The sequence below is a fragment of the Vibrio sp. Evd11 genome (genome assembly GCF_900382755.1).
Taxonomy (GTDB): Bacteria; Pseudomonadota; Gammaproteobacteria; order Enterobacterales; family Vibrionaceae; genus Vibrio; species Vibrio lentus.
Genome location: NZ_OSDX01000098.1, coordinates 1 through 12,279, shown reverse-complemented (window position 1 = coordinate 12,279; position 12,279 = coordinate 1). Strand labels below are relative to the sequence as shown.

10 protein-coding genes and 1 pseudogene are annotated in these 12,279 nt (G+C 43.7%); 7 read left to right on the top strand and 4 right to left on the bottom strand.

Annotated features, from left to right (window positions below):
- Positions 1-158 precede the first annotated feature (158 nt).
- Positions 159-812, bottom strand: coding sequence for a GTP cyclohydrolase I FolE (folE, locus tag ED652_RS22855; RefSeq protein ID WP_004731548.1), 654 nt, complete (start codon positions 810-812; stop codon positions 159-161).
- 216 nt (positions 813-1,028) lie between these two features.
- Between folE and moeA the strand changes: the two genes are divergently transcribed.
- The 7 genes from moeA (at position 1,029) to ED652_RS22820 (ending at position 10,051) form a co-directional block, all read left to right on the top strand.
- Entirely contained in the window at positions 1,029-2,264 is a 1,236-nt protein-coding gene (gene moeA / locus ED652_RS22850) for a molybdopterin molybdotransferase MoeA (protein WP_122056272.1), read from the top strand.
- Between the two features lie 12 nt (positions 2,265-2,276).
- On the top strand, positions 2,277-3,026 hold the full coding sequence (gene moeB, locus ED652_RS22845; protein ID WP_122056271.1) for a molybdopterin-synthase adenylyltransferase MoeB: 750 nt from the start codon (positions 2,277-2,279) through the stop codon (positions 3,024-3,026).
- Between the two features lie 255 nt (positions 3,027-3,281).
- A complete protein-coding gene (locus tag ED652_RS22840) occupies positions 3,282-5,417 on the top strand; it encodes an LruC domain-containing protein (RefSeq protein WP_122056270.1) in 2,136 nt (711 codons plus the stop codon).
- A gap of 11 nt (positions 5,418-5,428) precedes the next feature.
- The gene (locus ED652_RS22835; RefSeq protein WP_122056269.1) at positions 5,429-5,980 is read left to right on the top strand and encodes a hypothetical protein; all 552 of its coding nucleotides are present in this window, start codon (positions 5,429-5,431) and stop codon (positions 5,978-5,980) included.
- Positions 5,981-6,164: 184 nt separating this feature from the next.
- Complete coding sequence (locus ED652_RS22830; RefSeq protein WP_102291355.1) at positions 6,165-6,479, top strand: hypothetical protein; 315 nt, start codon at positions 6,165-6,167, stop codon at positions 6,477-6,479.
- Between the two features lie 35 nt (positions 6,480-6,514).
- Positions 6,515-7,363: a sulfurtransferase gene (locus tag ED652_RS22825; protein WP_122056268.1), complete on the top strand. Its 849-nt coding sequence runs from the start codon at positions 6,515-6,517 to the stop codon at positions 7,361-7,363.
- Positions 7,364-7,747: 384 nt separating this feature from the next.
- Positions 7,748-10,051, top strand: coding sequence for a bifunctional diguanylate cyclase/phosphodiesterase (locus tag ED652_RS22820; protein ID WP_122056267.1), 2,304 nt, complete (start codon positions 7,748-7,750; stop codon positions 10,049-10,051).
- 137 nt (positions 10,052-10,188) lie between these two features.
- Here ED652_RS22820 and ED652_RS22815 read toward each other — a convergent pair whose 3' ends face one another.
- The 3 genes and pseudogenes from ED652_RS22815 to ED652_RS24070 form a co-directional block, all read right to left on the bottom strand.
- A complete protein-coding gene (locus ED652_RS22815) occupies positions 10,189-10,755 on the bottom strand; it encodes an OmpA family protein (protein WP_122056266.1) in 567 nt (188 codons plus the stop codon).
- 1 nt (position 10,756) lies between these two features.
- Positions 10,757-12,073 carry a VWA domain-containing protein gene (locus tag ED652_RS22810; protein ID WP_122056265.1) on the bottom strand — a complete coding sequence of 439 codons (1,317 nt, stop codon included), beginning with the start codon at positions 12,071-12,073 and terminating at the stop codon, positions 10,757-10,759.
- Position 12,074: 1 nt separating this feature from the next.
- A pseudogene (locus tag ED652_RS24070) lies at positions 12,075-12,279 on the bottom strand (hypothetical protein); the annotation flags it as partial.

Below are 12,279 nucleotides of genomic sequence, written 5' to 3'. Positions count from 1 at the left end.
TTCTGCAAGAGTTCGATGGTCTCAATTAGATCATATTTTTACTTGAATTGGTATTAATTACAAGTACAAAAAAGCCCCGCATAAAGCGAGGCTTAGAATATTTTCAACGAACTTCAATTTACAGAGGCTAAATTGCGTTCATCCTATAATACAGCGAATTAACGCAGGCCGTGTAAGAACTCATGGCGCGTTGCTGGGTTTGATCTAAAAATACCACCCAGTGCTGTTGTTGTCGTTTCACTAGTCGCATCCATCACACCACGCGATTTCACGCAGTAGTGAACAGCATCCATAGTTACAGCAACATCATCCGTTTCTAGTAGCGTTTGTAATGCAACAAGAATTTGCTGCGTCATGCGTTCTTGAACTTGAGGACGTTGAGCAAAGAAACGAACAATTCGGTTTATCTTCGAAAGACCAATGATCTTACCTTGCGGAATGTAAGCCACTGCGGTTTTACCATCAATGGTTACTAAGTGATGTTCGCATGTGCTGGTTACGGTAATGTCTTTTACTCGTACCATCTCACGAACACCCATCTTGTTTTCGATCACGGTGATTTTAGGGAAATTGGCGTAATCCAAACCAGAGAAAATCTCATCCACATACATTTTCGCAATACGTTGTGGTGTTTCTTCCAGACTGTCATCTGCAAGATCAAGTTCAAGGAGAGTTAGAATCTCACGCATATGGTGTTCGATTCGTTCCTTTTTCTCTTCTCGGCTAACCTGATTAGGACGCATTGGTGTCTCTAATCCGCGGCTTGCTAGCGCATCTTTTACCAACTTCGCTGATTCGCTAAGACCTGACATTGAACTTCCTCTTTTATTGCCCCTTCTGGATGGCAAACAAGGATACTCGTAATTTTGAATAAATACACCCATATTTTAAGGGAGGTCATTATTTACGGGGGTTAAACTATGCTAAAGTGGCTGCAATTTGGTTGGCAAATAGTGTTAATTTGATCATTATTGAATCACTGCTGCCAACCACCAAATCAAAATAATAACGACCAAAGGATTTCAATTATGGGCTGTTGCGACGCTCCCGGCTTAATGCCAATTGAAGAAGCACTAGATAAGCTGCTATCACCAATCAAACCAATCCAAACGACTTTATCTCTGCCTCTTGCTGAAGCATTAGGTTATGTCCTTGCTGAAGATATTCTTTCCCCTATTTTCGTACCTCCTTTTGATAACTCAGCAATGGACGGCTATGCACTGCGCTTAGCAGACCTAGAGAACGGTAAAGTACTACCATTGGCAGGCAAATCTTTTGCAGGCCAACCGTTCGAAGGCGAATGGCCAAGCAACAGCTGTATTCGCATTATGACTGGCGCAAAGATCCCTGAAGGTTGTGACGCCGTTATCATGCAAGAAAATACGGTAGAAACTGACGCTGGTGTTGAGATTCAACAAGACGACATCAAGCTGAACAATAACATTCGCCCTACCGGTGATGACATCAAACAAGGTGATATCGTTCTTAGCCGCGGTGAACGTTTAACACCTCGTGATATTCCAATGATTGCTTCACTGGGTGTGAGCCACGTAACTGTGCTGCACAAACCTAAAGTCGCGTTCTTCTCTACTGGCGATGAACTAAAACCATTAGGCCAACCTCTTGAAGACGGTCAGATCTACGACAGCAACCGCTATGGCATTAAACCGCTGATCGAAGCATTCGGTTGTGAAGCGATTGATCTAGGCATTATTCCTGATTGCCCTGCAACGCTTAAAGAGACGTTCGAGAAAGCACAGCAAATAGCAGACGTGGTTGTAACTTCTGGCGGCGTAAGTGTTGGCGAAGCGGATTACACTAAAGACATTCTTGAAGAGCTTGGGCAAATCGGTTTTTGGAAACTTGCAATCAAACCCGGTAAACCATTCGCATTTGGTGAGTTGGATAACGCGTGGTTCTGTGGCCTACCGGGTAACCCAGTATCAGCGATGATGACGATGTACGTACTGGTTCAACCTATGCTGGCTAAGCTTGCGGGTCATACCGCGTGGACAGCGCCAGAATCTATTCCTGCTATCACCAAGTCTGCATTCAAAAAAGGTCCAGGCCGTACTGATTACCAGCGTGGCATCTATTCGATTGAAAACGGTCAGTTTGTCGTAGAAACAACAGGTAACCAAAGCTCTGGCGCTTTCCGCTCAATGAGTTTAGCAAACTGCTTTGTGGTACTAGAGCGCGAACGCGGCCGTGTTGAAGTTGGTGAAACGGTTCAGATCCAACTGTTTAACTCGACGCTTTACTAACGAGGCTTACTGATGGAAATACTGTCTGACACAGAGATGCTTCGCTACAACCGCCAAATCATCCTTAAGCAGTTTGATTTTGAAGGCCAAGAAGCGCTAAAGCAGAGCTCAATCTTAGTATTAGGGGCTGGAGGCTTAGGTTGTGCCTCTGCTCAATACCTTGCGACTGCGGGCATTGGTAAGCTAACACTGATCGACGATGATATTGTCGAGCTTTCAAACTTACAACGACAAGTTCTTCACACCGATGCTGATATTGGCAAGAAGAAGGTGGTATCTGCTGCTGAGTCTCTGGAGGTATTGAACCCTCATCTAACGATTGAAACTGTCGATCATAGGCTTGATGATCAAGCGCTTGCAAAGTTAATTGAAGCGCACTCGTTAGTTCTTGATGCCAGTGACAATGTTGAAACGCGCAATCAGTTGAACCGCTTATCCTACGCATCGAAAACACCATTAGTCTCTGGTGCTGCGATTCGAATGGAAGGTCAAATTAGCGTGTTCACTTATCAAGACGCCGACGCACCGTGTTATGAGTGCTTGAGTGCTCTATTCGGCAACGCTGCACTAAGCTGTGTTGAAGCGGGTGTAATGGCACCGGTAGTTGGCATGGTAGGCGCGGCGCAAGCTCTAGAAGCGATTAAGGTGATTGCTAAATTCGGGCAACCAAAGCAAGGTAAGCTTTTGATTCTCGATGCCATGTCGCACAGCTGGCGTGAGATGAATTTAATGAAGATGCCTAATTGCTCGGTGTGTGGATAGACTAAATCCTATCCCCTCTAATCGACAACCTAAGCCTTGACTAAAAGTCAGGGCTTTTTTAGAGCTCAACGTCAGTTCCTCAAATCGCTTTATCAATTTGAAATACTCTATGAGAGATTAGTTTCATTTGAGTTCTCATTTTGAGAATACAATAAAAAAACCAAAACTTTAAAATATAAAATTTAAAAATCAACGAGTTAAAAATAGCACGTAACTTGTAAAAGTATCTATACCTTCCATCACAAGGATGTAGATATGAGAATTACAACGTTAAGTTTGCTATTAAGTGCGCCATTGGTCGCCAACGCAGCGCCATTCGATACCTGTCCGAGCCAGGCTTACCTATTCCAATCGACACCCGTACAAGTTTGGGGCGTGAACCTAGTGACAGGCTCAACCACCCTGTTAGAAGACGATACGGGCATGAACGCCAATATCAATGGTGTTGGTTTCGACTTTCAAGACAAATATATTTATGGCTATGACACTACCAACAAACGCTTGGTGCGCCTTGGACAGGATTTCCAAGCAGAAGTGATCAATACCAGTGGATTACCAACCGATCACACTTTCTATGTCGGCGACGTCTATGACCATGTGTATTACCTTTACAGTACAGGAAAAGGCTTGTTCACCGTTGATCTATCGCCGTTAGACGCCGACCCAAACGCGACTGTTACAGTTAACAAAATAGCTGGTAGCCCGGCAACCGTAAAACTGACTGATTTCGCTTTCCACCCAAGTGATGGTTCTTTATATGGTATCGATAATAACTCCGGAGGCTTATACAGCTTCAATCCTACAACCGGTGCCGAAACTTACATCGGTGATACTGGTGAGTTAGGTACATTCGGAGCAGGTTATTTTGATGTAAACGGCTATTACTACGTATCTCGAAATCAAGATGGGAAAATCTACCGAATCAATCTGTCTCCCGACAACGCGACCAATATCGCAGCGGGAATTGTTCCAGCCGTTGAATTTGTATCGAACGGCCCTTCTTCTAATCAAAATGATGGCGCTCGTTGTGCGAATGCGCCAGTTGTGGATGAAGATTCCAACATCGACTTCGGTGATGCTCCAGACAGCTACCTAACGTTACTGGCGAGCAATGGCCCTCGACATGAACTCGATGGCATCACATGGTTAGGTACAACGCCTCCAGATGCGGATTTAGATGGTTATGTCACACCTCAATCAGATGAAAGTGTTGGCATTGATGACGAGTGGGCAAACGGTGGTATCGGTTTTGTTACGGCGCTTGAAGCCGGGCTTGATTCAAAAGTGGTGATTGAAGCTTCAACAACCGGTTACCTTTCTGCGTGGATAGACTGGAACCAAGATGGCAGCTTCGATGGCGCTAACGAACAAGTGTTTACAGATTACCTGTTAGATGCCGGTGAAAACGATCTGTTCCTTAATGTTGATATCAACGCACTTACCGGTACTACATGGGCTCGATTTAGATTCAGCCAACAAACCAACCTGAGCTACTTTGGTGGTTCGACATCTGGTGAGGTAGTTGATATTCAAGTTGATGTTCTTAACGACGGCGCTACAGCCCGTTACTTCCCAAGTGCTTCTGGTTACGCAACCTTGGCGTATGAAGATAACTGGCCTTATAAAGCTGATTACGACATGAATGATGCTGTGATTATGTATCGCATCACCGAGATCTTAAAAGACGGAAAAGTGGTTAAATCCACCATCGATGGACGTCTTGCTGCAGTAGGTGCTTCGTACAGAAATGGTTTTGCGGTTCGACTTCCTAATCTAGACCCAAGCTTAGTGAGTAGCGGAAGCTCTTACATGAAGCACAATGGTGTGTTCACTGATTTAGACTTGGAGCAAGGACGTAGCGAGGCAATCTTTGTTATTGCTAACGACCTTACAGAGAAAATCAGTACTAGTTGTACCTTCTACCGCACCATCAGCTCTTGTAAAGAAGATGAGCAATTCGCTTTCCAAATCGGGATTACGTTAGCTGGCGATGGAGTGAGTACTGACAGTTGGACTGACATGCCTTACGACCCGTTCATCTTCGCAACGCCTGGGTATTATCATGGTGAAAACCTACCTCTACATCCAGGCCGCAGCTGGGAGGTGCACTTACCAGACCAAGCTCCAACCGAGGCATTTGATACCGCTAATCTCTTTGAGGCTAGATTAGGTGTCGATGACAGTAATCCATCAACAGGTAAATATTTCAAAACAGCAGAGAACCACCCTTGGGCACTGATCATTACGTCAACCGATGAATGGGAATGGCCGCTAGAGTATGTGGATATTGTTACCGCTTACCCTGAGTTCAAACAATACGCGGAGTCCGGTGGAGACACGAACCAGACATGGCACCAATCACCAGCAGACAATCAACGCTACGAACCTTAAGGGGAGACGTTATGACTATTCACAATAAACTACATCGAGAAACTCATTGCGTTGATTCGAGTCACAACCTAGCTAAGGAAGATGGTATGTCTGCACACAGAACTTGGAACATGAAGAAATCGTTGACTGTTATTCTCGCTGTCACTCCACTGATATTGGTTGGGTGTGGAGGAGGTGGCGGCGGCGGTGGTTCTTCGGCACCAGCTACAACTCCGGCAAGCGCAGTAACTGCGCAAAGCTATACGATGGATGACTTAGTTGTGCCTGATGAATTTGACTATGACTCAGTAGAAAATTTCGATCTCGACATCGACATCAGCAGCATTTCAACGGCTCGCTCCTTTGTCACGGTTTATAGCCGTTTCAGCACAAGGGATGACTCGACCTTTAAACCGGACTATTCGAGTAAAGTGATTGCAGGCTCGTTAAATAATGGGGTATTCGCGTCTAACTTTACGGCTCCAGTCAATCACGAAACACTGTTGGTCGAAATTTGGTTTTATGACGGTCAACCGCCATTACAACAAGTGGTATCGAGTAGTGATTCTCAGATAGTTTGGTAATCGGCGGAGACAGTTTGGTCGTCAACAGATGAAAAACTGATTCGGTATCAATACAAAGTGAGCAGCAATGCTCACTTTTTGATCACGCTGGGATAGGGAGTCACTCAAACTTTCTGATTGATTACATTCACTTTACTTCCAATCTGACTTATCTTTTCAAGATAACCTTCAAAGACTTACTCTCATGAAACAGTTAAAAATAGGTCTATTTATCTTAATGTGTGGTGCGGGCGTACTGTTGGCTCTCACCTACTTCCCTTTAACCTCAGAGACAGGGCAACGTATTCAAGCCAAAGTGATTTCTAACACGCTCACTCAATCCCTAGACGGACATAGGCGCTACCTCACGGTTGAAACTCAAAACAACGAAATATTTCGCGTTTCCATTCCACCAACAACAGACTGCCCTATTGATTCTGTGGTCGCGCTTGATACATTAAACAATCAAATAACCGGACAAAGCAGCTATCAGTTCATCCACTGTAGAACAGCGCCTTAGTCGTCGATATCACAACAAGAATGGATATAAGAAGAATGACTCAGCCACTCATTTCACCAGAACAACTTCAACAACGTTTGCTACAAGAAGACAACATTGTAATCCTCGACGCCAGTATCGAATTTCAGATCCCAAGTGAGTCAGAAAAGATCAAAGGACAAATGATACCTAATGCGATTCGTTTTGATTACGACAAGGATTTTTGCAACAAGCACACCTTGCTTCCTCACATGTTTCCTTCCGAAAAACACTTCAACACTCGTGCTCGCGAAATTGGTATCAATCAAGACAGTACTGTTGTGGTTTACGATAACTCTGGAACCTTTGCTTCGCCTCGTGCTTGGTGGATGTTTATGGCGATGGGACACAACAACGTATACATCTTAGATGGCGGTTTACCAGCTTGGATAAAAGCCGGTTACGCGACAGAGACTGACTATCGAACCGAAGTAAAAGCGGGCAACTTTGAAGGTCAAATCCAAGAAAACCACTTTGTAAATGCTCAGCAAATCCAAAACTACTCCGATGAAAAAAGTGCAAACATTCTGGATGCACGTTCACAAGCTCGTTTCGATTCAGAAGTTCCTGAACCACGTGAAGGCTTGCGCAGTGGCCATATACCGAATTCGATTTGCCTACCGTTTGCCCTAGTACTCGAGAACGGTAAGTTAAAGCCTCAAGAAGAGCTTGTTGAAATTTTTTCCACGTTAGAATTAACGCCTTCTCAACCTATGTTCTTTAGCTGTGGTTCTGGTGTGACGGCTTGCATCATTTTATTGGCCGCTAAACTGGCCGGATGTTCAGGTGAAATGGGCGTTTATGATGGCTCATGGACTGAATGGGGCGCTAACGAGAAATTACCCATCGCTGTGACTAAAAAGTAATTCAACTTCGCTTAATGCCACTGTTAGAATATACTGCGCATGCATAAAGAGCTTACTCGTAGTAATGACTTAACGTCTCACACAGTAAGCTCTTTGCTTTGCGGTAATGCTACGTCGTTTGAAAACAAATCTGGATTTACTCGGTTGCTTTTTAATCTATAGCGATTTATTGACCATAAACCGTGATTAATCTTGGGTAAATCGTTATCAATGTGATGAATAATAATATTTCACTCAAGAATCTCTGCTCGTAGTCGTTACACTATTTAATCATTGATACTGTCATCATTGATGTTTGTATCTTTAGTTGCATGAATCACGCTGACGACCCAATAGTTTGTCACTTGCACTCTGTTAAAAGTAGTAACCAACAAAAGGCATCTCATGGCTCTATTTAAGAAAAATATCTGGTCGCTGTACGCGTTGATCGTACTACTGACCCTGATACTTTTCGCCGCGTTGGGCGTAACTAAATGGCAAGCCAACAGAGATGACTTCACCCAACAACAACATATCCAAGTCGAGCTTTTTTCTAGCTCTGTAAGCTCGCTCTTGACTAGTCAAGAAGCACTGCTTGAAGTGGTTGGGCACCAACTCGCCCAGCAGTCTGACTTCACTCGTACTGCCTCCATTCAAATTCGACCAATACTGGATAAACTGCTAGATACTCACCCTGCGATTGCAGCTTTTGGGCTACTCAATCCCCAAGGGGACTATCTCGCCATCAGTTCCAACATGCAACTGTCTGATCAGCGAAACTTACTCCAATACCCATACACTAGAGACTCATTTCTAGAAGCCATATCTAGTGACAAAATGGTTTTGGGACGCACTTACTTTCAAGACTCTCTGAACAGCCTCGTTATCCCTCTGAGAAAATCCATTTCCATTGATGGTACTAAAGTTGATGCCGTTATGACTGCTGGCTTGCGCTTAGATAGCACAATCGTATTTGAAAATAATGCACATGCTGGTAGCTACAATACGTTAAGTTTGGTCAGAGAAGACCGCTATCGACAGTTTCACTCTAGCGACATCAACAATTTAGATTCGTACTTAAAACCTATCAGCGATAGCACCATAAAACTGTCCGTTGAAAATTTTTTTCAACAAACTGGCTTAAGTGTTCATAACGCTAAAAATGAAGATTCAACCTACTCCTTTGTCGTCGATGACGGCAATTATCACGCGCTATTAAGCGCAAAATACATCCCAAACTACAAATTATGGGTGATTGGACGTACGGATCTGACTCACGTCGATAGTATATTTATACAAGAGTTCAGCATTCTTTTCGTTGCCCTTATTTTTCTTCAATTTGGTTTCTACTTTTTGGTTAAGTCGATTGCCAAGAATGAACAGCGCACTCGTAGCCAACTCATTTATCAGGCTAACCATGATCCATTAACCTCTCTGCCAAATCGCTTGTACATGCGTAAAAATATTGGCAAATGGATTGAAGATGAATCAGAGCAGTTCTCGCTGTTGTTTATTGATATCGATAACTTTAAATGTGTCAATGATACCCACGGACACGACTTCGGTGACAAGGTGCTCAAACAGATCGCATTGCGTTTGATACGATTCCGCTCTCGACTCAGCTTATTAGTGCGCGAGTCTAGTGATGAGTTTTTGTTTTTAACGCCGATGACGAGTGAGACCGAGATTAAACGACTGGCGGAACGCCTTATCGAAGTTCTTTCCCAACCTTATGAGGTCGAAGATTCTCAGTTCTTGTTGGGTTGTAGCATCGGTATTGCGCGTTTCCCTGAACACGGAAAAGATCTCGATAGCCTGCTCCGCTCCGCCGATATTTCTATGTATAAAGCGAAGCAGCAGCAAAACTCGTACAGTATTTTCACCACAGCCATGCAAGACGCTCACCTCTACAAAATGAAAGTAGAACAAAGGCTACGTATTGCTATTGAGAAACAAACACTATTCATGGCTTTCCAGCCTTTGGTTCGCACTGACGAGAGTACTCATGGCGTCGAAGCACTGGTTCGTTGGATTGATGACGAGCTAGGGTTTGTTCCACCCGATGTGTTTATACCGGTCGCGGAGAGCACTGGTTTGATGCAAAAACTCGGTACCTTTATTATCGAGTCCAGCATTATGCAAATCGCCCATTTACACCGAACGACAGAACAAGAAATCGGTCTTTCGATCAATATATCCGTACGTCAATTTTCACATAAGTCGTTCTCAGAACACTTATTCGCAACGCTTGAGAAGTATCAGTTCTCTCCAAGTTGCTTAACGCTTGAGATTACCGAAAGCTTGTTCATTGAAGACGTAGACATAGTGAAGCCTATTTTCGAAGCCTTACACGAAAAGAATATCAAAATATCTTTAGATGACTTCGGCACCGGCTATTCCTCATTGAGCATGTTGAAAGCACTTCCTATTGATGAGCTTAAGATTGAGAAGAGTTTCATTGAAAACATCGCTGTAGACCAGCAGTCACTCACTATGGTGCAAAACATCATCGCAATCGGCAAAAACTTCGGCATGGTGGTATTAGCAGAAGGCGTAGAATCGAACGAGCACTTCGCGATTCTAAAGGCATGTGGATGTGACTTAATGCAAGGCTATTACTTCTCTCGCCCTATACCTTACGATGAACTATGCGAGTATCTAACACCAACTCAAGTTGAGACAATAGAGCTACCAGAACCAACGGCATAGCTGCCAGTTGATCTCTCCCAGCTCACGAATAACGCGATGAATCAAAAAAGGGAGCCTAAACAGGCTCCCTTTCCTTTATACACCGCTTAACATCGCGGCCCAAAAAATAAAAACACAGACAATGAAAACAAAACCCATTACGACTTAACTGTTATCACAACTCGTCGATTGCAACCTGTTGCCTTGTTGTCCACAACCTTACAAATGGGTGCGCTTTCGCCATACGCATATTCAACGATGCGACTTCCTTGGTGAAGATCTTTCTTCAAGTAGCTCGCCACTTGTCCGGCACGGCGAGATGACAGGGCTTTGTTGTAGCTTTTACTGCCTACACTATCTGCGTGACCCTCTATATAAATCTTGGACTTATCACTCACTAAGCTAAGGTACTGACCTAATACTTGCTTGTGGCTTTCATCCAATTGGTACACATTCGTTGGGTAATTAAGCACCAGGGATTGCGTCGCTTTATCATAGAAACACACATCATCTTGAGCTCCGATTTGAATCACTTCACTCTCTCTATTGATCACCTCATTTTGAGGTTTCTCATTTAGCTCTACCAACTTCCCAGTCACTTGTGTCGTAACAGTATGAGAAGACATCAACATTTTCGAAGTGACGTATTCGCCAACATCACCCAAGCAGTTTGCATAGCCCAATGGAGACATTAGCATCGTAGATAAAATCACTAGGTATCTCATGTTAATCCTTTAGTTTTCCGGTTTCTTCATTAATCAAATTCAAAATGTACTTGTATACATCTTCGCCATCTTTAGCGTGATAGATGTTCTTCTTACCAAAGCAATCTCCAAAGCCATCGGTTTCTGCCACTTTATAATTAATACCAATGACGCCCATCGTGACTTTCGTTTTCTCAGCTTCAGTTGGCGCATTACTTTGGAAGCGATTTTGTTTCGCTGAAATGGTTGATCGCAGCTTTTTACATAACCCCTGATCCACCAATTTCTGTAAATAAGTCTCGTCGTTGTCTCTACCATCAGATAATACAATAAACACTTGTTCAGGATTAAGGTTGGTCGCCTTATTGGCTTCTTGTGCCGCTGCAATGATCCCGTTCCAAGAAGAGGTGCCTCCACCAGCTTTCAACTGAGCGCTCATCAACTGAGCTCGAAAGTTGTCATAGTCTTCAGTCAGTGGAATATCATAAAACTTGTAGTCATCATCAAAATCATTGTTTCGCTTATAAAGTCTCTCTACTTCATATCGACTCATTCCATACGATGGTTCGATGATCTCATTATACAAGGTTGGTTTATCAAACATTCGTCTAACCGTTGTCGCAGGAGAGTTCCGAGCGTAGTCATAAACGTATTTCTTTCGCCATGAAGCACGATAGCCATAGGCGTTAACTCGTACAATCTTGTCTATTTTTTTAACATGAAGCGGGTTGTACCCGAGCAAGGCAACTCGGCTTTTTTCTTCCGTGTTAAACTCTTCAATATCATCGACGACTCGTTTAATGGTCTCTTTAACGACATCGAGCTTCATTTTGCCGTTCTTCCACGAGTAACCCATAGAACCACTAAAATCACCGATAAAGTAAACATCAACAGGCTGAGGCAGATACTTACGCGTGACTGCTCGCCCACTCACCGAAAATTCCGGTTTTAAGTTCATCTCTTCGTACGCGATCCAAGATGTATATTTAGCGGTAGCACTCACCACAAAGTCACTAAACGGAGCAAGTTCACCACTGGCTTGAACGCAACCATCTTTGTACTCACACTTACTGGTGTACACCGCAACATCAACATCATCCGTGTTATCAACAACGTATCTATCGACCAAATAGCGAGCATACTTTACGTTCTTTTCTTCATCCTCTTTAGGACTCGCGATAAGAGCCAAGCTAGCGACTTCTGCGGCTTCCAATAACCTCGTGTGTGCTAGCATTTGTTGAGACATCTGCATCGAAAAGGCCATGAAAATAACCATCATAGGTAATAGACCAACGAACAAAACACCGGCGACACCTCGGTTTTTCTTTATCGATTTCACCTTAAACCCTCGCAAATGAATAAGATGTACTTACAAGCCGAAAAACCTCTCCGTTGGCGACCCCAATCAAATTAGTTGGGATTTCATAACAAAGAGACACCTGATACATAGGTAATCTGCGGCCTCGTGATGTGATAGGAAGTATTTCTATGGCTTTGTTGCGTAATTCATTGGAACTAAACCTAAAACCTACGATCTGATCAGCT

Excerpts from the sequence above, each read along its gene's own strand:
- folE (WP_004731548.1), bottom strand. The coding sequence starts at position 812 with ATGTCAGGTCTTAGCGAATCAGCGAAGTTGGTAAAAGATGCGCTAGCA.
- moeA (WP_122056272.1), top strand. The coding sequence starts at position 1,029 with ATGGGCTGTTGCGACGCTCCCGGCTTAATGCCAATTGAAGAAGCACTA.
- moeB (WP_122056271.1), top strand. The coding sequence starts at position 2,277 with ATGGAAATACTGTCTGACACAGAGATGCTTCGCTACAACCGCCAAATC.
- ED652_RS22840 (WP_122056270.1), top strand. The coding sequence starts at position 3,282 with ATGAGAATTACAACGTTAAGTTTGCTATTAAGTGCGCCATTGGTCGCC.
- ED652_RS22835 (WP_122056269.1), top strand. The coding sequence starts at position 5,429 with ATGACTATTCACAATAAACTACATCGAGAAACTCATTGCGTTGATTCG.
- ED652_RS22830 (WP_102291355.1), top strand. The coding sequence starts at position 6,165 with ATGAAACAGTTAAAAATAGGTCTATTTATCTTAATGTGTGGTGCGGGC.
- ED652_RS22825 (WP_122056268.1), top strand. The coding sequence starts at position 6,515 with ATGACTCAGCCACTCATTTCACCAGAACAACTTCAACAACGTTTGCTA.
- ED652_RS22820 (WP_122056267.1), top strand. The coding sequence starts at position 7,748 with ATGGCTCTATTTAAGAAAAATATCTGGTCGCTGTACGCGTTGATCGTA.
- ED652_RS22815 (WP_122056266.1), bottom strand. The coding sequence starts at position 10,755 with ATGAGATACCTAGTGATTTTATCTACGATGCTAATGTCTCCATTGGGC.